The organism is Streptomyces chiangmaiensis (assembly GCF_036281785.1).
GTDB lineage: Bacteria > Actinomycetota > Actinomycetes > Streptomycetales > Streptomycetaceae > Streptomyces > Streptomyces chiangmaiensis.
This window is the reverse complement of record NZ_JAYWVC010000065.1, coordinates 1-20,602: the sequence shown is the minus strand read 5'-3', so window position 1 is coordinate 20,602 and position 20,602 is coordinate 1. Positions and strand designations below refer to the sequence as shown.

At 68.0% G+C, this 20,602-nt stretch carries 20 protein-coding genes and 3 pseudogenes; 9 read left to right on the top strand and 14 right to left on the bottom strand.

What is annotated here, in order from left to right; all coding sequences use genetic code 11:
- The first annotated feature begins 94 nt into the window (after positions 1-94).
- Positions 95-685: a TetR/AcrR family transcriptional regulator gene (locus tag VXC91_RS20070; protein WP_329508662.1), complete on the top strand. Its 591-nt coding sequence runs from the start codon at positions 95-97 to the stop codon at positions 683-685.
- A 156-nt stretch (positions 686-841) separates the two neighbouring features.
- Here the strand turns inward: VXC91_RS20070 and VXC91_RS20065 are convergent, their stop codons facing one another.
- Positions 842-1,810, bottom strand: a complete 969-nt coding sequence (locus VXC91_RS20065) for a ScbA/BarX family gamma-butyrolactone biosynthesis protein (protein WP_329508661.1) — start codon at positions 1,808-1,810, stop codon at positions 842-844.
- Between the two features lie 154 nt (positions 1,811-1,964).
- Here VXC91_RS20065 and VXC91_RS20060 point away from each other — a divergent pair, with 154 nt between their 5' ends.
- Positions 1,965-2,621, top strand: coding sequence for a ScbR family autoregulator-binding transcription factor (locus tag VXC91_RS20060; protein ID WP_329508660.1), 657 nt, complete (start codon positions 1,965-1,967; stop codon positions 2,619-2,621).
- Positions 2,622-2,650: 29 nt separating this feature from the next.
- On the opposite strand, the gene VXC91_RS20055 is transcribed toward VXC91_RS20060, so the two are convergent.
- Entirely contained in the window at positions 2,651-3,403 is a 753-nt protein-coding gene (locus VXC91_RS20055; RefSeq protein WP_329508659.1) for a thioesterase II family protein, read from the bottom strand.
- Positions 3,404-3,662: 259 nt separating this feature from the next.
- On the bottom strand, positions 3,663-5,012 hold the full coding sequence (locus VXC91_RS20050) for a class I adenylate-forming enzyme family protein (protein WP_329508658.1): 1,350 nt from the start codon (positions 5,010-5,012) through the stop codon (positions 3,663-3,665).
- Between the two features lie 359 nt (positions 5,013-5,371).
- Here VXC91_RS20050 and VXC91_RS20045 point away from each other — a divergent pair.
- Positions 5,372-5,596: pseudogene (locus VXC91_RS20045) on the top strand (flavoprotein); the annotation flags it as partial.
- Here VXC91_RS20045 and VXC91_RS20040 read toward each other — a convergent pair.
- The 3 genes and pseudogenes from VXC91_RS20040 to VXC91_RS20030 all read right to left on the bottom strand — a co-directional run.
- Positions 5,597-5,968 (bottom strand): annotated as a pseudogene (locus tag VXC91_RS20040) (mobilization protein); the annotation flags it as partial. It lies immediately after the preceding pseudogene.
- A gap of 46 nt (positions 5,969-6,014) precedes the next feature.
- Positions 6,015-6,545 carry a GNAT family N-acetyltransferase gene (locus tag VXC91_RS20035; protein ID WP_329508657.1) on the bottom strand — a complete coding sequence of 177 codons (531 nt, stop codon included), beginning with the start codon at positions 6,543-6,545 and terminating at the stop codon, positions 6,015-6,017.
- Positions 6,530-7,783: a helix-turn-helix transcriptional regulator gene (locus VXC91_RS20030; protein WP_329508656.1), complete on the bottom strand. Its 1,254-nt coding sequence runs from the start codon at positions 7,781-7,783 to the stop codon at positions 6,530-6,532. Before VXC91_RS20030 ends, VXC91_RS20035 begins: the two co-directional genes overlap by 16 nt.
- 255 nt (positions 7,784-8,038) lie before the next feature.
- On the opposite strand from VXC91_RS20030, the gene VXC91_RS20025 reads away from it, so the two are divergent.
- The gene (locus VXC91_RS20025) at positions 8,039-8,455 is read left to right on the top strand and encodes an ATP-binding protein (protein ID WP_329508680.1); all 417 of its coding nucleotides are present in this window, start codon (positions 8,039-8,041) and stop codon (positions 8,453-8,455) included.
- Positions 8,456-8,469: 14 nt separating this feature from the next.
- Here the strand turns inward: VXC91_RS20025 and VXC91_RS20020 are convergent, their stop codons facing one another.
- Positions 8,470-8,751 (bottom strand): hypothetical protein, encoded by a 282-nt coding sequence (locus VXC91_RS20020; RefSeq protein WP_329508655.1) that lies wholly within the window; start codon positions 8,749-8,751, stop codon positions 8,470-8,472.
- A gap of 164 nt (positions 8,752-8,915) precedes the next feature.
- Between VXC91_RS20020 and tgmA the strand changes: the two genes are divergently transcribed.
- Positions 8,916-9,221, top strand: coding sequence for a putative ATP-grasp-modified RiPP (gene tgmA, locus VXC91_RS20015; RefSeq protein WP_329508654.1), 306 nt, complete (start codon positions 8,916-8,918; stop codon positions 9,219-9,221).
- Positions 9,218-9,604 (top strand): annotated as a pseudogene (locus tag VXC91_RS20010) (MvdC/MvdD family ATP grasp protein); the annotation flags it as partial. The gene tgmA and the pseudogene VXC91_RS20010, both read left to right, overlap by 4 nt.
- A 163-nt stretch (positions 9,605-9,767) precedes the next feature.
- On the opposite strand, the gene VXC91_RS20005 reads toward VXC91_RS20010, so the two are convergent.
- From VXC91_RS20005 to VXC91_RS19975, 7 genes are all read right to left on the bottom strand, one after another.
- A complete protein-coding gene (locus VXC91_RS20005) occupies positions 9,768-10,691 on the bottom strand; it encodes a radical SAM protein (RefSeq protein WP_329508653.1) in 924 nt (307 codons plus the stop codon).
- 294 nt (positions 10,692-10,985) lie between these two features.
- Positions 10,986-11,993, bottom strand: a complete 1,008-nt coding sequence (locus tag VXC91_RS20000; protein WP_329508652.1) for a CHAT domain-containing protein — start codon at positions 11,991-11,993, stop codon at positions 10,986-10,988.
- A gap of 270 nt (positions 11,994-12,263) precedes the next feature.
- Entirely contained in the window at positions 12,264-13,979 is a 1,716-nt protein-coding gene (locus VXC91_RS19995) for a relaxase/mobilization nuclease domain-containing protein (RefSeq protein WP_329508651.1), read from the bottom strand.
- On the bottom strand, positions 13,976-14,536 hold the full coding sequence (locus tag VXC91_RS19990) for a MobC family plasmid mobilization relaxosome protein (protein ID WP_329508650.1): 561 nt from the start codon (positions 14,534-14,536) through the stop codon (positions 13,976-13,978). The genes VXC91_RS19995 and VXC91_RS19990 overlap by 4 nt, the downstream gene beginning before the upstream one ends.
- A gap of 418 nt (positions 14,537-14,954) precedes the next feature.
- Entirely contained in the window at positions 14,955-15,743 is a 789-nt protein-coding gene (locus VXC91_RS19985; RefSeq protein ID WP_329508649.1) for a DUF2637 domain-containing protein, read from the bottom strand.
- Between the two features lie 418 nt (positions 15,744-16,161).
- Positions 16,162-17,442 (bottom strand): DUF3631 domain-containing protein, encoded by a 1,281-nt coding sequence (locus VXC91_RS19980; protein ID WP_329508648.1) that lies wholly within the window; start codon positions 17,440-17,442, stop codon positions 16,162-16,164.
- Positions 17,443-17,581: 139 nt separating this feature from the next.
- Positions 17,582-17,788 carry a helix-turn-helix transcriptional regulator gene (locus VXC91_RS19975; protein ID WP_329508647.1) on the bottom strand — a complete coding sequence of 69 codons (207 nt, stop codon included), beginning with the start codon at positions 17,786-17,788 and terminating at the stop codon, positions 17,582-17,584.
- Between the two features lie 115 nt (positions 17,789-17,903).
- Here VXC91_RS19975 and VXC91_RS19970 point away from each other — a divergent pair, with 115 nt between their 5' ends.
- The 3 genes from VXC91_RS19970 to VXC91_RS19960 all read left to right on the top strand — a co-directional run.
- Entirely contained in the window at positions 17,904-18,404 is a 501-nt protein-coding gene (locus tag VXC91_RS19970) for a helix-turn-helix domain-containing protein (protein WP_329508646.1), read from the top strand.
- Positions 18,405-18,425: 21 nt separating this feature from the next.
- Positions 18,426-19,544: a tyrosine-type recombinase/integrase gene (locus tag VXC91_RS19965; RefSeq protein WP_329508645.1), complete on the top strand. Its 1,119-nt coding sequence runs from the start codon at positions 18,426-18,428 to the stop codon at positions 19,542-19,544.
- Positions 19,545-20,152: 608 nt separating this feature from the next.
- Positions 20,153-20,602: recombinase family protein (locus VXC91_RS19960; RefSeq protein WP_329508644.1), on the top strand; the 450-nt coding region annotated here is incomplete at its 3' end.

Sequence of the window (20,602 nt, the reverse complement as noted above, 5' to 3'; positions counted from 1 at the left end):
CTCCGGAAAACAGTTGGTGGCGCACAATAGTTAAGATTCCGTCGTGCAGGTATTTTGTTTTTTGGTGTGGATGCGAGGGGAAAGGAGTCATGTCGTGGCCAAGCAGGAGCGTTCTCGGCACACCTACGAACGTCTGCTCGACGCAGCGGCCGAAGAGTTCGCGCGGGTCGGTTATGCCGACGCGAGCTTGTCGGAGGTCGCCGAGCGGGCCGGCGTCACCAAGGGTGCTCTGTACGGGCACTTCTCCTCGAAGCGGGAGCTTGCTGCGGTACTGAGACAGCATCTGGGAGTAACGGTCGAGGAACTGCTCGGCCACGTGCCGGAAGGGGAGGGCCGCGGGCTCGACGAGCTCGGGTCGTTCATCCGCTCCGTGGCCGAGCGCATCTCGGACGATGTCCGGTTTCAGGCCGCCCTGCGGCTCGCCGACGAGGGATACCAGGCAGACGGCAAGCCGTCTGCGCTGTTGGACGGTGTGCGGACGACGTCCCACACGATCCTGCGGGAGGCGAAGAAGGCGGGCCACCTCGATGCCGCGCTGCCGGTGGAGCCGTTCGCCGACCTGGTCGTCGTCCTGCTCTTCGGCGCTTACCGGACATCAGGCAGGCACGATGGGGGCGAACTGTCCCAGCGGGTACAGGCCATGTGGGAGCTGCTGGCGGGTCTCGTGGCCACGGAGCAGCAATGACCCGCTCCCGCTCCCGGTCGCGCGGCGCCTGGGAGCCCCTGGTACTACAGGGACACATTCGTCTGCGACCTGCAAGCTTGCCGTCGCCGACGTCGGCCGGTCACTGCCGCGGCCTGGCGGTTCCCGCTGGGGCCGGGCCCAACTGGCCCTGTAGTACTAGGCCTCGGCGCCTGCAGCGCTCCAGGTCATGGCGACCGTGGCGACCGTGGTCTCTCCCTGGCGGAGGTCCAGCAGTAGTCGGACGCCGGTGCCGGACGGCTGCTGCTCGCGGATGGCGAAGTCGACCGGCTGGTCGAGCTCGGCGAATGCCAGGCAGTCGAGGTCCAGCCGGGTCAGCGCCAGTGGCCTTCCCCGGTCGCCGGCCGTCCGCCCGGCGGTGAGCAGATGTCCGAGCTGTCGGGCGCCCTCCAGCTGGGCCATCACCGGCATGTGGTCGACGGGATGATCGAAGAGGATGGCGTGGTCGAGGTCGGCCCGCATCCGCCAGCCGCCCTCGGCGGAGCGCTCCAGTACGCTGTCCTTGGCCCGCAGCCGGCCCACCCGTTGAGCGGGCAATCGTTCACCGGTCGGGGTGGACTGACCCGCGCCGTCGCGGCCGGGGTGTGCTCCCCGGCGCCGGAGCAACCGGTAGCGCCGCTCGTCCACGGCGGCCAGCCGCAGGCTGCCCCGGCCGCACGGGCGGCCGTCGATGCTCAAGGCGGCGTCGAGCCGCACCTCGGACAGCCGACGCTGCCCCTGTCCGCGATGCCACTCGGTTTCCAGGACGACGGGAAGCGGGATCGGTCCGACGTGCAGCGCGGAGCGATCGGTGATTTCGAAGGAGAGGCCGAAACCGATGAAGCGATGGCCGAGCGGGATGTCGTAGCGGTGGTGCGCGAGGTAGAAGGACGCCTGCCGGAGTGTCTCGGCGATCAGCAGCGGATCGCTGAAGCCGAGCGAGTCCGGGTGGTAGAGCGAGTGGTCGCGCGGCCATTGGGCGGCGACCAGGAAGCGGTCCTCCTCCAACTGAAGCGCGTCGGTCACGAAGACCTCCGCCATCGCCGCTCGATGGACGAAGTGGCGTGGGATGGGTTGCAGGAACGTCAACTCGGGTCTGACGGTGGGCAGCACAGGATGCGTCTGCATGGTGGTCCCCCTGGTTGGCAAGCACACGGATGCGAATAAATTTCGTCTGCGGCTGTGCTTGGAAAAAAATATACCGTTGGGAAGGTATATTGCAAGGGGGGTCCTGGAAGGTTGTACGCGCGTAGTCGCCATATGAATGGGTGCGAACGGAGACATGGACTTGGAGATCGAGAACAACGCGCGTCCGGTGCGGGTCGGCGCGGGCGCGACCAACGCCAGGGGCGAGCCGCTGAAGCAGGAGCGCGCGGAGCGCACTCGGGCGAGCGTGCTGGAGGCCGCCGCGGAGTCCTTCGCGGCCAAGGGGTACCCAGCCGTCACCATTCTCGATGTCGCGAAGCTGGCCGGCCTGACCAAAGGAGCCGTCTACTTCCACTTCACCAACAAGGAGGCCCTCGCCCTCGCCGTCGCCGAGGAGTTCTACAGTCGGGTGGGCCGTGTGGCGGAGACGCTGCGTGGCGAGGACTGCTCGCCGCTGGACCGTGCCATGGGGTTCGTGCGCCGCAGTGCCCTGCTCTTCCGTGACGATCGGGTGGTCCAGGCCGGGGCTCGACTGCAGATCGAACGTCCGTTCATCGAGTCATCCCTGCCGATGCCCTACGTGGACGCACAGGCGGCGCTCACCGAGTTTCTCGCCGACGCTCAGCGAGCGGGCCAACTCAAGCCGAGCTCCGACCCGGAGGCGCTGGCCCGGGTGCTGCTCTCCGCCTTCTTCGGTGCCCAGCACATGTCCTGGGTCTTCAACGACCGCCAGGATCTGGTGGAGCGGGTCGAGGAGATCGTGCGGGGGCTGTTCTCGGAGCACGGTTTCTGACGTCCTCCTGGATCGCGATCCTGCGGGGTCTACCAGACCGTGGCGAGTGTCGCCCTGATCTGCTCGATGATCGCCGTGCGGTGCTCATGCAGGAAGAAGTGACCACCCGGGTAGACGCGGTGCCAGAAGGCGGAGTCGGTCAGCGCGCGCCAGGCCGCGGTCAGTTCGGGCGGCGCCAGCGGGTCGGCGTCGCCGCCGAGCGCCAGGATCGGGCACGCGACTGGCTCCGGCCGCACCCGCGCAGCGTAGCCGGAGAGCAGGTTGAGATCCACCCGCATCGTCGCCAGCACGAGGCGCCGCAGGCCCCGATGGCGGAGCACCTCGGTCGGCGTGCCGCCGAGCCTGCGCAGGCGGTCGATCAGAGCTTCGTCCGACAGGTCGCCGTGCAGCCCGTCCCGGTCCGTGGCGCCGATCGGGCGGCTGCCCGAGACGACCAGCAGTTGCGGCAGTGGCCGTCCGGCGCGCGCCAGCAGGCGAGCGGACTCGTAAGCCAGCTGCGCCCCCATGCTGTGGCCGAGGAGGGCGAACGGCTCCTCGGGCGGGCGCCCAGCCAGCTCGGCCAGCAGCCCCCGTAGTGCCTCAGCCACCTCGCATGGCGGCGGTTCGTCCCGACGCGACCCGCGGCCGGGCAGCTCCACCGGCACGAAGATCACCCCGGGCGGGCCCGGGAAGCGCATCCAATTGCGATACGCGTCCGCCGAGCCGCCGGCGTGCGGCAGACAGTAGACACGGATCGGCGCGCCCGGACCCGGGGGCGCCGCAGAACAGCGATAACCGGACACGGGCGCGATGCTCCTCTCCGCTGGCCGTGCTGACGGTAGGCGTTCCTGAGGATGCTTCAGCGGCGCTGGGCGAGCAGGCTCACTCAGCTCATCGAAATAACTGCACAGTTCGAGAACTCGATGGATCGTCAGGTGCGATTCCCGACCGGGTTCGTGTTCGTGGACGGGGAAGACAAAAGCTCCTGTACCCGAGTGGCGAGCGCACATCAAGTCCGCTGAGGTGAGTCGGTGGATGGAGAAGGAGCCAGAAGTTCGCCCGTCAGGTCAGCGCCCTGGTTTTCTTGAAACGGTCGTTGTGGTGGTCGGCGTCGGAGATCTCGATGATCGCCGGCACCTTGAAGGCTTCCAGCCGAGCACGGCAGTGTGCTCGGACCGCGTGCCGGAAGGCGCGCTCGTCGGTCGGCTCCGTCACTTTGACCACCGCCTTCACCACCATCCCGGTGACCGGGCTCGGCTTTCCGCTGACGGTTGCCTCCGCGATGGTCGGGAATTCCAGCAGGATGTTCTCAACCTCGCTGGGGTATACCTTCTCGCCTGCCACGTTGATGATTTCGGACTTGCGACCGAGGATGCGCACGTACTCGCCGTCGACCTCGACGGTGTCCTGGGTATTGAAGAAACCCTCGTCGTCGAAGGGGGCCGGCGCGTTGAGGTAGCCGAGCATGGCCATCTCGGAGCGGATCCAGAGGATTCCGTCCCGGATCTGGTACTCGAACCCCGGACCGCCCAGCCGCACCCAGAGCGTGTCGTCTGTCTTCGACTTCGTGGGCAGGATGCCCAATTCGGAGAGTCCGTAGGTCTGCTTGAATCGCACGGCGGGCAGCGCGGCCTTGAGCCGCTGCAGTGTGCCGAGCGGCATCGGCTCAGTTCCGTAGGTGATCAGCTGCAAGTTGCTCAGGTCGTGCTCCTGGTAGGCACCCGAGATAAGCAGCATGTTGAGGAACGTCGGCGTGGTCGGCAGCACCTGGACTCGGTGCCGGGCGACGGCCGCACAGACGGTCTGCGGCGTGCGCTCGGGCAGGGTGACCACGGTGCCGCCCTGGCTCAGCGTGTGCAGCAGGGTGTTGATGCCGCCGATGTGGTCCAGGTTGAGGAAGGCCAGGGTGCGCCGGGGGCGGGTGGGCTCCCCGTAGCGGGCGAGGACCTTGGTGAAGTCCAACACAGTCGCCTTGCTGCGGCCGGTGGTACCGGAGCTGAACAGGACCAGGCCAGGCCGGTTTTCGGCCCGGAGCCGCCGGTAGAGCTCGTGGTCGGCGACGCAGCCGGTCTGCACGCAGGAGCGTTCCAGGCCGTCCACGGTGATCACCGTTTCGACTTGGGCCACCTCGTGGAACTCGGCGCGCTTGGGGCCGGGCAGCGAGGTGAGCGGGATCACGATGGCCCCGCGTTCGACCAGGGCCAGCAGGCCCGCGCAGGAGTTCGGCGAGCTGGGGCCCTCCAAGGCCACGACCTGCCCGGGCGCGACGCCGTGCTCGTTCAGGAATTCCCGCCATTCGGAAATGTCGCGCACCAGTTGCGTGTACGTGTATGACGCTCCGTTGAAGACGACCGCCTCGGTTTCGCCGAATTCCTGGAGCTGCGCCAGGAAAGAATGGGACAGGAATTTCATGGCCCCTCCGAATGGGTAATCCGCCTCCTGTTCGTGAGGCAGAGAACAAGTTAGGCGGTTCAAGTGCACCTGAAGCAACCGCCGCCAGAGATTGTGATTCACATCACTTTGTCGGGAGTATTCGCTCGGCGCGGCCGCGGGTGCCGATTATTACGCCCGGACAGGTCGGGCGGTGTTTGCATATCAGCGGGGGATGCCGCCGAGTCAGGTGCGTCGATGGATAAGAAGGACTCGAACTCGTTCAGAGCATGGAGCAAGTGGGGCAGGTTCCAGGTCAAGGTGCGGTCGAGGAGCATGTGTCGGGCAGGTCTGCACCCAGCGCCGAGTGCATGCGGGGCACGCGGATGCGGTGGTGACGATGCGAAGCACCCGCCATGGGGATCCCGGTCGCTGTGCTGCCGTACTTGAACTCCGCCCAGGCCGCCCACCCCGGCTACCGCCTGAGTCTGGAGCGGCTGCGCGAGATGGGCGTCCTGATCGGCTCGTACGAACCTCACCGGCCGAAGGCGGGCGGCGTGGCCGACCGCTACCGCTGGGAGGAAGTGCTGGAGTTGCTCGCCCCCAGGCTGTCCGTGCGGTCGTGATCAGCGCCGCCGTGCTCGCGGCGGTTGCGGGGCTGGGACGGCGGCTGCTTCGTGGGACGGAGCGCTGGGCCGCTGTGCTGGGCTTTCGGACCGTACTGTGCTGCGGGCCTGTGCTGTGCGGGCTCGTTCGCTCGGTGCCGGCCTTGCGCTGAGGCGCTGGATGCGCCAGGTCAGTACCTGTGCGGGGCGGCGGGCGTCGTCCGGAGCACGCTGGTCGGCAGCCCGCTGGAGGAGCTGTCCCGGGTTGTGGCCTGCGGCCTCTGCTTCGGCGAGAGCAGCGGTGAGGGCATTGAATGCGGGGTCTTCGATGATCTGCTCGGCATGGTCGGGCACGGCTTGGCGTAGGTGGCGGATGTGCCGGTCCACGGCCTTTCACCTGCGGTTCTGGATCAGAGTTGGCCACACCCGGCTGAACAGTTCAGGCCCGAAGGTCCTTGACCATGACCGCGTACACCGGGGAGTCGGCGAACGGCTGCTGCTCGCCGGCCTTGGAGTATCCCCACGTCTCGTAGAGGGCCTGCACCTTCGGGTGCGTCACGTCGACCAGGAGTACGGCCAGGTCTTCCGTGCGCTCCTTCAGCAGCGCTTCGTGGAGTCGTTCGGAGATGCCCTGCTTGCGCCAGCGCGGGCGCACCATGACCTCGGACACGGCGTAGGTGGAGGTGTAGCCGTTGTTCGGCTCGTAGTCGGTGGAGCGCCACCATTCGCGGCCGGGGGCGAGTGGTGCACCGTAGGCGAAGCCGACCGGCTCCTCGGCGTCGTACGCCACTACGCAGGAAAAGCCCTCCATGCCCGTCCAATGGTCGACGAACCAGGCGAAGCGCTGGTGGAAGGGGTCTTCCATCTGGTCGGCGTAGGCGTCGGCGTGTACGTCGACGAGCATCTGCCGGAAGCCTTCGGGGAGGTTCCCGTGCTGGAAGTGACGCAGGTCGGTCACGCTCGACTCCATTCGGTTCTCATGCGGTCTGCCCAGTTTCGTGCGTAGGACGTGGAGGGGGCCAGGCCGAACAGTCCCCGGTGGAAGTCACCGATGAGGGTGCGCATGCGGCCGGGCAGGGGATCGCCGTCCATGATCGTGAAGACGTCGGTGGCTGTGGCCGTGGCCTGTTCGGCTTCTTGCTGGTGGAGCTGGGCGAGCGCGAGTTGAGCGGTGGCGAGTGCCCTGTTGCGCCGGAAATCGGCCGGGATCTTTGCCAGAGCGCGGTGGGCCATGGCCTCGGCGTGAGCGTGCCGCCCGCTGTTGAACTGTACGACCGCGGCGAGGTGGTCGAGTTCGGCCGGACCGTAGAACGCCGTCCAGCGCGGGCGCTCGCGCTCTGCCGCCCTGGCGAAGGTGTCCTGGGCCGACCCCAGGGACCGCAGGCCCGAACGCCCGTCGCCGAGAGCCGCGTATGCGAGAGCGACACGGACCCGGCCCAGCGAGTCGAAGAACGGATCGCGACGAGCCGCCGAGGAGGCTTGCGCGGCCTGTGCAGCTGCCAGCGCTTCCGGCCAGTTCTGCCGCTGGTAGGCGAGCATCGAGAGGTTGACCCACACGCGCATCTCGGTGGGACCGTCCTGGGAGAGACCGGCGAACGTCGCCGATTCGTTCAGGTACTTCTGGGCCTGGTCGAGGTTGCGGGCGTCGATGCACGACCAGGCGGCGATGGTCGTGTACTCGGCGGCCAGCGCGTACAGGGCTCGGCGGACGCGTTCGCCGCCGTTGCGCTGCTGTAGTTCCAGCACCTTGTTGCGGCCCTGTACGGCGGCCTTCTCCAGTGCCGTGTGGCCGCCGTGGCGGTCGTCGGCTTCGACAAGGGAGTTCACCCCGGCAGCAACCCGGGCCACATCCGACATGCCGACCGTGCGGCGCTGGGCCACCAGCGGAACGACGGCGGCTGCGGTACCGGTGGCCGAGCTGAGGAAGGTGCGACGCCGCACGGGGTCCTCCTGCGGATGGTGCATGGTGCGTGGTGCACTGAACCCTAAGTCCTCGACGGAACAGCCGAACACCTTCTCTAAGGCCGCGCACGTGCGTCCGATCGGCCGACGGGACGTTCCGTTCAGGAGATTGCGGACCGTACGGGAGGACACGTCACCGGGCCGACCGGTGATCTCTGCCAGTGCAGAGTTCATCCGACCAGCCAATTCTTCCTGGGTGAGCCCGAGTTCCTCCATCCGGCCCTTGAGGACGGCGTTCACTCCCATAGGAGCGACCGTAGCCCCGCGACCGTCGGCCGAACCAGACCCGAGGTCACCGGAACGTAAAGTCTTCCGGTTCTACGCAGGCGGACGGGGCACGACCTTTCCTGTTCGCCGTCGGCCAGGAGTCGTTGACTCGGTATCAGCTGTCGAGCGGGCGAGGTCCTCCTTCTCACCCCCGACGGCGTGCAGGAGAGTCCGCCCCCGCACATGCCATCGCGAGGGCGGGCATCCGAGCCTCGAAGGGATGACCCCGTGACCATGACCGCCGCCAAGCCAACAGCGACAGGTACCCCGGGCTACACCGAGACCATGCCGTGCCAGCCGGAATCCGCACACCGCGCACGCCTGCTTGTCTCCGCCGCTCTGAACACCTGGGGCATAGGCGAATTGGTGGAGGCCGGGACGCTGGTCGTTTCAGAGCTGATCAGCAACGCCGTCAACCACACGCGGTGTCGCATGGTCCGAGTGGTGATTCGACGCGAGACGGCCGAGGTGGTTCGGATCGGTGTCGCCGACAAGTGTCGTACCCCTCCGGAACCGGACCACCCTGACGACGACACCGAGGACGGCCGTGGTCTTCTCCTCGTGGAATCGATGAGCTGGCGATGGGGCTACGACCTCCATCGCTGGGGCAAGCTCGTCTGGGCAGAGCTGCGGACGCCGCCCTCGTGCTGACCCCGCGCGTGATCTTACGACTCATAGCCTCGGAGGAGCTGGTCGGTGACCCGCACCCGGATGCATGCGTAGAGCTGGTCTTCGGCCCCGTCCCTGACGCGGCGGCCTGCCCGGAACCTCTCCGCATAACTCCGGCCGATCTGCTGCGACTCCACGTCGAGACGGGTCTGGTTCTTGGAGAGATCCGTGCCGAGGCACAGCGCGCCGAGAACGCGTGGGAGCAGCACCTCGGCCACTGGTACGGCGACGGCCGACTGGCAGTGGAGGCCCGCGCACCGGACATCAGCCTTCTCCAACGAGTCCTCGCTGGACTGCGGAACCTCGACCCGGTTTCGGCGTAACCCTGCGCCCCTCCATCCGGCACCCACAGGACCCCCGCTCAGGCAAGCCGGAACTCCCGGACGCCGCGCGGGTGCGCAAGTCACACGAAAGATAAAGAACTCCGACAAGGAAGGAAACCATGTTCAACTACATGGACCGCTTCCCCACGGGCAGCCCGCTGCCGCAGGGACACCTGACCGCAGCTCCGTGGGGGCTGCGGCGCATCGCCCCGTACCCGCCCGTCGCAGGCCCTGCCTACGCAATGGTGAAGCTGGACCCGGAGACGCAGACCGCCCGGTACTTCGACACTTCCGGGGCGCCCACCATGTCCCCGGGCCACGGCACGTCGTCCGGCACGAACCCCTCGACGGACACCACGGGTCAGGGAGACCGCGCCGGCGGTGATGCCCCAGACAGCGACACGGGGAACGACACCGACCAGTGACGAATGACGAGCGTCCGGTCCTGGTCGTCACCAACCTCGACGACCCGACCGCGGACTTCGTGATCGCCGAGCTGCACGACCGGGGTGTCCCGGTCGTGCGGTTCGACTCCGGTGACTTCCCCGCCACGCTGTCATGCTCAGCCTCCATCGGCGGCACCGGCAGCTGGCAGGGAAGCCTGCAGACCCCGAGCCGACGTACCGATCTGAGCGCGGTGCGGTCCATGTACTACCGGCGCTCCTCCGGGTTTGCGTTCCCCCACCTCGACAAGCAGGACGAACGGTTCGCCGTGGCCCAGGCCCGCTACGGGCTCGGCGGCATCCTGACCTCACTTCCCGGCTGCCTCTACCCCAACCACCCCAACCGCATCGGCGACGTCGACTTCTCTGGGGGCTGAGTCCGTGAGGCGGCTCTAGGGGCTGCGTTTGTGCAGTTCACAGGCTGTTGAGTGAAAGCTATCGAGTGCAACAGCTGTGGTGCAAGGTGGTTCCCCGTTTCAGGGTAGTGAGCGCTGGGCTGATTCGAATGACAGGCCCTGGAGCTGTCCGCTATCGCCCTCGGGCCTCGGCCAGGTGGTGGTGGGCCCGGGGGAACCTCCGGAGGTAAGGGAGTTGAAGGCCGTCGCAGTCGTCGGTGAAGTGGCATCCGTCGCAGATCTGGAGCTTGGCAGCCACCTCGCCACGGGCGATCGCGGAACTGACGAATGGGGACACCCCCAGCATCGATCGCCGCTGCGAGAGGGTGTAGGTAGGTGGAAGACCAACCGCCGACGAGACGCACGGGGGCACGTTCGCGACCGAGACCGGGATGGCCCCGGCCGCCCTCGCCACCGCAGCAGACACTCGCTCCACAAACGTCTGCAGGCTGGGCAGCGTCGCCTCCACGTTGTCGTACGCCGCCCCCTCGACGATAGGGAACGAATAGCGGACAGCGGCCCGCGCTGCGACCCGGCGGATCAGGTCGAGGAAGTCCTTGGCCTCGTCCGCGTTCTGCGCGCAGACCACGAAGTTGACCTCTGTGAAGACCCGGTCGTCGGCGGCCAGCGATGTGAGGGCGCGCAGTGCGAGAGCAAAGCTGTTCCTGCGTCTGGCGATACGGTCGTGGGTCTCGGGGAGTGCGCCGTGAAGGGACAGCAGGACATGGGTCACCCCCGACTCGACGAGGTCGTTCAGGTACCGCCGGTCGGCGAGCCGGTGGCCGTTCGTCTGCAGCCCGATGGACGCGAACCCCTTCGCCGAGGCGTGCCGGACGAGGTCGGGCAGGTCCTTCCGAAGAGTCGGTTCGCCCCCAGAGAAGACCACGCTCTCGACGGTTCCGGTGGAGGCCGCCTCGCCGATGGCGCGTACGGCCTGGTCGTGGGTGAGACTCGGCTCGTGCCGGATCCACTCAGTGAAGCAGAATACGCACGCGCTGTCGCACTGTCCGCCGAGCGAAAGCGACAGCCAGGTGGGATCGGCCAGATTCCCGAACATCGGCAGAGTGTGCCGGTCCCCGGCCAGCATGGGGCTGCCTGCTGGCCGCAGCCCGGTCACCGCGAACCGTGCTAATTAGCACCGCGGAGACTGCATCGTCGGGCAGGAGGTGGGGGCGGATCTCTTCACGGTTCACGTGGACGACCTGACCGGACGGCAGTGCCCTGCACGCCACCGTCGTCCGATCGGGATCGTCGCCCCCGGTGACGAACAGGACGACGGACCGGAGCGCGTGAACCGGCACGAGGTAAAGCCGCCGGTCGGCGTGGGTCAGCAGCAGCACGTCGCTCGTGGTCATTCCCATCCCGTTCTGCGTGGCAGCCACAGCGGCTCCCGGTGATTCCCCACCAGCTTCACGTGATCGCCGGATCGCAGTCCCGCCATGGTCAGGCTGAGAGAACCGGCGAGGGGCCTGCCGTTGGCGACTAGCGTCCAGTCGTACGCGTGGGTGTCGGTCGGAATCAGTCGTTCGGCCAGGGTGAGCGCCGCCATCTCGACCGCAGAGAAGCGGTTCACCTCAACCACGAAGACGGCGTCGGACTGACGCATCCCGAGTTCCAGGAAGATCCGGTTCTCCTCGTCCGCGTGGCGTTCCGGCAGGCGCATCGCTTTGTCGGACAGCAACAGGAATTCGCACCCGCCCTGCAGCAGGTTCCGGAGTCTCTCCGGAACCCGAAGGTCCTCCGCCCGCCGAATGGAGATCGCGGCGTCCGACGCTCCTGCCAGAACCAGTTTGGCCGGGTCGACGCCGGTGCGATGCATCAGCTTCGGCACGTCTGCGTCGGCCAGACCGCGCACCATCAGCATCGCCACCCCCTGGGAGAAAGCGTCCTCCACGGAGCGGCCGAAGCCGAGGGCGCGGTAGAAGCCAGCAGAGAACTCGATCGCCGCCGCGTCACCGACCCGGTCGGTCATGCCGATCACAGCGTCGGCCTGCTCCGCCAGCGTTTCTGCCTGGGCGGCCGAGTAGCACGCGTTCAGCACGACCACCTGGAGCCACTGACGGAAGTGGGAGAAGATCGTACCCAACGCCTCTTGACTCAACGGCTGACTCGAACCCGACATCGTCTCGAGGACGATCTGACCGGCCTCGCCGTGGCCAACGAAGTGAACCACGTTCGGCTCGAAGGAGTTGAGCTGGTACAAGAGTTCGTCGACCGTGACGGCCCAGGCGGACCGGATGTTGAACCGGCCGGCGGCGTTACTCTCCCGGATCCGCTCCTCGATCCTGCGGGCCTCCTCACCAAGCCGCAGCGGATGAGTGTCGCGTGGATTGGCGGCCAGGATCAGTAACTTGATCAACTTACTTCCATCCTCTGAACGTCAGCCTACACAGAGCCGACAGTATCCTCCTTGCGGCCGACCGGCGGGGTTGAGCGCTCGGCTCCGGCACCGGCAAGCACCGCAAACCCCGGGCCCCCAGATCGGAGGGTGGCGGCCAGACGCAACGGTGATCCGGGCAGCCGGGTCTGGGACTGATGAGGAGGGCTTCGGCGACGGTCTCGAACTGACACGGCCGGGGTAGCAACCGCTCCCGGCCGCGAGGCTTTCCGAGCTTGGAACGCTTGGTGCCTACCGGCGCTGTCCGTGCTGCTGTTCAGTTCGTGGCGCCGTCACCGTTGCGGGCTGAGGGGTACGGCTCTGTTGTGTGGGGACCGCGCCTGCGATGGTCGAGCGCCGACGGGCAGCTTCGGCGCGGCGGTTGGGCGCCGGGTTTCGGCCAGTGTGCTGGATGCGGGTGATCAACACGCGGGCGGGTTGGCGGGCGGTGGTCAGCTCGCGTTGAGCAGCGGCTTCCTTGAGAAGCTGGTGGGGTTGGTGGCCGCGGGCTTCGGCGTCGGCGAGGACGGTGGTGAGCGCGGGCCAGGCCGGGTCGGCGAGAATCCGCTCAGCGTGGTTGGGGACGGCTGCCCGTACGTCGTTCGCGAGAACGCGACGGGCTTCCGGCCTGGGAGGCCGGGCGGTGAGTTCGACGAGCGTCGGCGCGAGGGCGCGGTCAGCGGCCGTCTGGAGGTACTGAGCGGCCTGGCGAGCGGAGTCGGCCTGGTGGGCGTGGTTCTTCGCTTCGTGCCAGCGGGCGGCGATGATTGTGGCCCAGACGAGGGCGGTGAGCAGGGCGGCCAGCGCGCTGCCGTCGGGGCCGGTGGCGGTGTGGACGATGTCACGGACCGCTATGCGCAGGGCGTGGGCGGCTTGGTGTTCGGCGTGGATCTGGGAGCGCTGGGCGCGTGCGAACGCTGCGGAGGCCGCTCGTAGTTCGGCCTGGAGAGGGGCGGGTGCCTTCTGGGCGGTGGCTTCGATCAGTTCGCCGAGCGCGGTGATGTGGGCCTGGGCGTGGGTGTCGTCGGCCATGCGGGCGTGGAGGGTGTCGAGGGCGTCGGTGGCCTGGTACCAGGGGGTGGCGGGGCGGTTGCGGCGGGCGGTGGGGTGTTCCTCCGGTCGACCGGATTCGAGGCGGGCCTTCAGCTTGGGCAGGGTGAGGTCGGGGGCGATCTTTCCGCCGGGGTGGAAGATCTGTTCGCCGTTCTTGTCGAGGTCGCCGGGGCGGCCGACGGCGTAGCCGAGGAGGTCTCCGGACGGTCCGCGGCGTGGTTTGACCTCGATGCCGTCGCCTTCGAGGTAGGCGAGGAGTTCCTCGGCACTGCCCGCGTGGGGGATCGCGGCGCGGATGCGGTCCTGGAGCCATTCTCGGCTGGTCTGCTCCCAGCCGAGTCGTGCGGCCTTGTGCATCTCCGCCTGGGTGGGCCGTCGGGCGGCGGTGCCATCGCCCTTCTTCAACTGGCGCAGGCCGTAGTCCTTCTCGACCTGGCGGCAGGCGTCGCCGACGCGCAGGCCGCTGTCGTGGAGTTTCGGGCGGCGGCCGTCTTCGCGGACGGTGGTGGCGAGGATGTGGATGTGGTCGTCGGCGTGGCGTACGGCGATCCAGCGGCAGGCCAGGTCGTCTCCGGCCGGGGCGATGCCGGCGGCTTCGACGATGCGCTGGGCGATCTCGGCCCACTCCGTGTCGGAGAGGTGTCGGTCCTCGGGAGCGGTGCGGACGGGGCAGTGCCAGACGTGGTCGGTGACCTTCTTGCCGAACTCGCTGTTCCGAAGCTGAACGGGCGCATCGAGGTGGCGGGCGAGCTGGGTCAGGGTGGCGTTCTCGTCGCGGCCGGGGTCGGACATGCCGAGCACGGCGAAGCCGGCGACGATGTGCGGGTCCGTGTGTTCGTCGTGACGGCCAGGGCCGTAGAGGTAGGCAAGCAGACCACGGGTGTTGGCCCCGGCCGGCTTGATGGCAGCGATCACGCGACCCGGTCCTTCCTGGTGTCCGCCGGTTCGCTCAGGGCCTCGGCGATCAGCTCCAGCAGGCGATGCAGTTCGCCGAGACGCTCGCGGATGTCGGGTGGGGTGAGGTCGCTGTTGAGGGCACGGGCGATCTGGTTGACATTGACGCCGATGCGGTTGAGCTCGCGCAGCACCTGAGCACGGAACATGTGGGTACGGCGGCGGTCCTCGGACAGCGGCAGGTTCGCGGTGAACCGGCCGGATACGAAAGCGAGGACGATGTCGGCGGAGAAGCCGGACTCACCCTTGTAGCCGTGCTCGGCGGCAGCCTCCTGGAGCAGGGCGTGCTCGTGGCCGGTGAACCGCAGCGGGCCGACGCGTATGGTCCGCTTGGTGCCGGTGAAACGGCGGATCGTCGGCTGGACGCTCTGCACGACTCGCTCCTCGGCGGCCGGCATGGTGGCGGGTGCGGGGCGGAGGATCTGACGCTGGACGGTGTGGAGCATGTCCGGCTCGGGTCCGCCCTCGGCCCCGACCTCCTGGTCCGGCGCCCCCTGGCGCTGGGCCCTCTCCGCCACCCCTGGGGCGGAGACCCCCGAAGACCGGCCCTGAGTCGGACTCGGGGTACTACTGGCTCCGCCAGGAGCCGCCCGTCCGAACGCCCTGCGCCAGAGGCCGCTCAGCTTCGAGGACTTCGCGGGCCGATCGAGGTCCGTCTCTGGGCGGCTGGCGGAGTACGGGACAGGTTTCATAGCTCTCCATCGCAGGTGTTCGTGCTGTTGCGGATGACGGGTACGTCTCGTGCTGCACGAGTGATGATTCGAGCGGACGGTGGTTTGGCCATGCCGAAGTTCGGGTGTAGAAGGCGCTAGCCGAATTCGCGGATGTCGCCGGTCGGCGGGACTTCCGCACAGGCGGCTCGGCCTGTGCGGAAGTGGCTACTCGCCTGATCCGGTGGAAGCCGGTGCAGGCGAGTAGCCAAGGACGGAAGCCCGGTCAGGCGTCCGTAGGGTGGGCTCGTGCCGACTCCGGCTGAGCGATTTCGCGCTCAGGAGCATGCTCGTCCTTCAGATGCTTCATCAGTTTGGTGAAGCGCGCACTGCCGACGGGCGTCTTGGCGTCCTGTAGTGCCTGCTTGACCACGGCTACGGACACGCCTTGCTCGGCGACGGCGGGCAGGGCTATGGCTATCAGCTGGTCCATGGTCGCGGCGGGTGGGCGACCCGTGCGTTTACGCGGAGCCGAGGGCTTCGTATGCGCGTCTGGAGCGGGGACCGATGGCCGGGGTGCGGAGCCTGTGGGGCGGTTCGCTGTGTCTGTGCCTGTGCCTGTCGGTACTTCCGAATTGGGGCTGAGGTTCCTCGCCTTCACGGCGGGCGCGTGGAGGTGGCGGAGCAGGACCGGACCGACGGTTCCCCAGCCAAGCAGCAGGGCCGGGGCGACAGTGTCCAGCGCGGCACGACCGTAGTGCCTGGCCAGCAGCGGACCTGCGGTGTTCAGAGCGAGGGTCAGTAGGCCGCACAAGTGCATCAGCCGTGTCGCTGGGCGCAGTTGGGTGGGGTCGGTCCCCTGCGCCGCCAAGTGGTGCAGGGCTATCAGGAGGCCGACCACGGACAGGTCGACCATGGGCGCGATCAGAGGTGCGATGGGATGGGGAACTCCGAGCCGACGTGCGAGGGTCCAGACGTTCCCGAAGGAGAAGACGAAGGCGAGCGCGGCTATGGACGCCATCACGACCGTGATCATCGTGCGGGCGAACGTGCCGGTCGCAGGGGACGTGGGCATGAGTGTGCTGCTCCGTGGAGGTGGTGATCGGGGTGGGGGTGGAAATTCCGTCTTTGCCGTCTTGGGCGTTGCAACCGCAGGTCAGGGCGATCACGGCACTGCGTGACCCGTGCCGTCTTGGCCGGATACGTCACCGTCGCCGCTGGCGAATTCCAGTTCGGGCGTGGTTTGCGGCGTCGCGGGGACGGCAGGGTTCCGAGTTGCCGTCCCGGACGCGCGGGGTGTGACCTGCGGCGGTACGGCGGGTACGGGCAAGACGGCATGGGACGGGGCCGGGCGCAGTCCCAGGGCGGCAACGCGACCGATCATGATCGCGTTGCCGTCTTGGGCCCGGTTGCCGTCTCGTATGCATGCTGGCTGACCTGCGGTGTTACGGCAGGGACGGCAGGTACGGCAATCGGAGGGGGCGGTATCGCCGTCAGTCCGAACCTGGCGGCGCTGGGATGGGCGCGGTGGGGTGCGCAGTCGGGCAGTAACGCCGCCATGCGTCGAGGAACTTGCCTCGCGTGTAGCCCTTGCGCTGCGTGCCGTCGGCAATCCGCACGTTGCCCGAGGCGATCCCGAACTCCCTCAGCAGCGAACTCAGATCGCGAGCTGACAAGCCCGCCCGCCCCCACTCTCCCCACGGGGCCTCGGGATCCGAGCGGAGCTCGGCAAGCAGATCGGTGGTGGTGAGGCTGTCCGGCTCCCGGCGGGCGAAGAAGATCCGCCGGATGTCCGCCAGGACCCGGGCGCCCCCGGGGTTGTCCTCTTCAGCCTGGGCCTCGGCGGCGACCATCCGCGCGCACGCCTCACGGGCCAGGCCCGGCCAAGGGCCTCCCGCCAGGTCCGCGACGATGATGAGCGGCTCCCAGGTGTCGGCCGCGCGGTCCTCCACCGGTATCTGCGGCTCCAGATCGGCCGCCGCGTCCACCAGCGGCCCGGCCCAGGAGATGATGCGCTCCCGCAGGGCATGCAGGGCGGGAGTGTCGCGCCGCGAGCGGAACGGGTGGACTCGCTCGCCTTCGGCACGACGACGCATGCGGACCACCACCGACCGGTCCATGATCGTGTCTGGCAGTTCCCCGATCCCCGCGAGGGCCGCCATGGCGAACGTCTCGAACCGGCGGGGCGTGTGGTCGTTGCCCACGACTCGCGTCACGTAGCGGTTGCGCTGGTGACCGGCGTTGAGTAGTCCGCGCAGTTCCTCGTTCTTCTCCGCGACCTTCGGGCTGCCGAAGATGGTGTCGGCCTCGTCCACCAGCAGCGTCGGCGGCTGGTCGGTGATCGACCGGAAGACCGCTGCCGGGGTGGTGTTGACCGTCAGCATCGGCTCGTGGACGGTCTCGGTGAGAACGTCCAGGAGGCGGGACTTCCCGCACCGCTTGGCCGGGCCGACCACCGCCAGGCGCGGTGCGTGCTGCCACGCCGGCTGCAGATGCGTCGCTGCCGCCCACAGCGTCACGGCGTTCAGGGCGTGCGCTGAGGGCAGGATCACGAACCTGGCGAGCTGGGACCGTAGCTCACCCAGAATGCGCGAGCCGTCACTCGCGCCCCAGTCCAGCGGCTCGGACGCGGCGGCGGGGTTCGGGACCGCTTCCGCCTCATCACGGGCAGGGGTCCGTTCGGGGGCGTAGCCGTTCGGATGGCCTGGTATGGCCACCGGTGGCCACGCGGGTATCGCGGCTGCGTCCTCGGGCGTCGGGGGCGTAGCATTCATGCTGAACTCCTCCCGGTGAGGCCGTGGCTTGCAGGCCCGCCTTCACCGTTGTGAATCGATCGCTCGGTTGCTGGGGTGTTCACGAGGCCCTCGGTGTTGGTAGCACCGGGGGTCGTTTCGTTGGCCGGAAGGTCTGGCATCAGGCCCCCAGGGCCCAGCCGTCGGGACTGGGGCCCTGCTCGGCCAGCCGCTGCTCGAAGCGGGTGAGTTCGGCCTCGCTGTACAGCACGCGACGGCCGATTTTCATCCCCTTGGGCCCATAGCCAACGTGCCGCCAGTACCGCACGGTGCTCTCCGCCGTGCGGTAGCGCTGTGCCACCTCGGAGGTGGTCAGGTAGCGATCCATCTTTTCCCTTTCGACTAGCATCCTTGTCGTACAGGAAAATGATCTCACGGAAGAGGCGGCTATGCAAATCGGGAAGCTCGTGTTTCAATTGGGATAGTCACGAGGAAGGGCGGAGATGACCAGACGAGAAACCGGCAGCGAGGTGCCGCTGCTGTACAGCGAGGGCAACGCGGCAGCGCGCGTCGCATTGGAACGCGAGGTCAGAGGGTGGAGCACCACGGAGCTTGCCGCCCGCATGACCCAGGCCGGCGTTCCGATGAACCAGACGGCGGTGTGGCGTATAGAGAGCGGCACACCGCGCCGCAAGATCACCCTCGATGAGGCTCTTGGCTTCGCCCGCGTCTTCGAGCTGCCTCTCGAAGAGCTCATGTCACCGCCCCTCGAAGGCGTCGACCTCGAAGGGCGGCGCGTCGTCCAGGAAGCCGTCGAAGCGTTCTACGCGTCCCGTGATGCGGAGGACCGCCTTCACCAGGCCGTCGTCGCCATCGCCGACTACCTCAGGACACGGCCCGATGCCTCGAACGGCGTCCACGAGCAGTGCCTCCGCCTCATGGGCGAGGAACGCGACGCCCGCGCCCTCACCGACTACATCGAGAGCGGCGGTTACTACCACTGACCCCCAAAGGAGAAGACTCAGTTGGCGAATGTTCAGAAGCGCCCGAACGGCAAGTGGCGCGCCCGCTACCGCGACCTCAACGGCAAGGAGCACGCACGTCACTTCGACCGCAAGGTCGACGCCCAGCGCTGGCTCGACGAAGTCACCACCAGCTTCCTCACCGGCCAGTACGTCGACCCACGGTCCACGAAACGACCGTTCAAGGCGTACGCGGAGGAGTGGTGCGCCAGCCAGCCCCACCGTCCCTCGACCGCCAAGGCCGTCGCCCAGCATCTGCGCTGCTACGTCTACCCGGTCTGGGACAAGCGGGCGATCGGCTCGATCAAGCCGGGTGACGTGCAGAGCTGGGTGGCAAGCCTGGGGACCACGCACCATCTCGCAGCCAGTACCTCACGCACCGTTTTCAACACCGTGAACGCGATTTTCCGCGCGGCGGTCCGCGATCGTCTGATCCCGGACAACCCATGCAGCGGCACGAAGTTGCCGTCCGTCCCCCGCAAGCGCGTCGTACCCCTGGCGGTCGACCAGATACGCGGCCTGGCCGACGAGGTGCCCGCCCGCTACCGGTGTCTGGTCCTGCTCGGCGCTGCCACCGGGCTACGCCCCGGCGAGCTCTTCGGGCTCCAGCTCCGGCACATAGACCTGCTGCACGCAACCGTCGCGGTCGAGCAGCAGATCCAGCAGACGGCGAGGCACGGTGTCTACGTGTGCCCACCCAAGACGGCCCGTTCGCACCGCACCGTCCCGCTACCGAGGATGGCAGTCGACGCCCTCAAGGCCCACCTGCGGGACTTCCCCGTGGATGGGCCCGAGGGCTGGCTCTTCACCGGACCACAGGGCGGACCCGTCGTCTACACACACTTCATGGACGGGTCCTGGCGGCCCGCCTGCGCCAAGGCCGACATCCCGAAGGGCACCGGCCCCCACGCCCTGCGGCACCACTACGCCAGCCTGCTCATCAAGCACGGTGAGTCCGTGAAGACCGTCTCCGAGCGCCTCGGCCACACCAACGCGGCCATGACGCTGAACATCTACACCCACCTGTGGCCCGACTCCGAAGAGCGAACCAGGGTCGCCGTCGACAAGGCTTACACGGACAGCCCCGACGACGGCGACACCCTGGCCGACAAAGCGGCGTAACCGCTCCCCCGCTCTGACGCCACGTCAGAGTGCTTGCGGACTCTGTGCGGACCGACAGGCCGCCCGACCAGCTCCGCCGCAGGTCAGACGGCCCACTACCAGCTCAACTACACGTTGAAGCGGAACTCCACCATGTCCCCGTCCTGCGTCACGTCGTCGAACCTGGCCTCATGCACGCCTTGCCCTTGACGCGGGTTTCGGTTACCGAGCCTGCCTCGACCAGGCCCTCGGCCAACGCTGGACGACAAATCAGCCGTGCGACATCTCTATGAGGAGATGTGTCAGCACCAACAAGTTCTCTAGCCCCGGTACCAAACGGCGGATGCCCTAAGCCCCCATCCGATCGGCGGTCGAGTCCGGACAGCCTCCGGAAGATCCACGTGGCCCTCCCCCAGGAGCCACCCGACGTGACCGAGTCCGTCGCTGCCGCTCTCCTGCACCTTCTTCGCGCTCTGATCGTCGATCCGAGTCGGCCGTGCCCCGAGGCCGGAGACGGCTAGGAGGGTGGGCGGCCGCTGGCTCTTCTCGCCCATTCGAGGTACGACAGATCGCCACATAACACCCGCAACGCGATCCACGTCGCGCACGCACTGGGGGTCTCACCGCACGTGATCCGCTTCGCCTTCGCCGGACGCTGCTCCACCGAGGACCTTCAAGATCCCGAGGCCTCCAGAAACTGGCAGCTCACCCGCGCCCGAGCCCTGATCGAACCCGCCGGAGGCCAGATCGTCACCGAATACTTCGACATCGGCCACAGCCGCTCCCTGCCCTGGCAGCGCCGCCCCCGCGCCAACGAACTCCTCCAGGCGCTCCGCGATCCGAACCGCGGATTCGACGCGGTCGTGATCGGAGAGCCGCAGCGCACCTTCTACGGCAACCAGTTCGGCAACACCTTCCCCGTCTTCGTGCACTTCCGCATTCCCCTGTGGGTGCCGGAGGTCGGCGGACCGATCGACCCGGACAACGAGGCCCACGACCTCGTCATGTCCGTCTTCGGCGGCATGAGCAAGGGAGAGCGCAACCGCATCAAGATCCGGGTGCGGACCGCCATGGGCTCG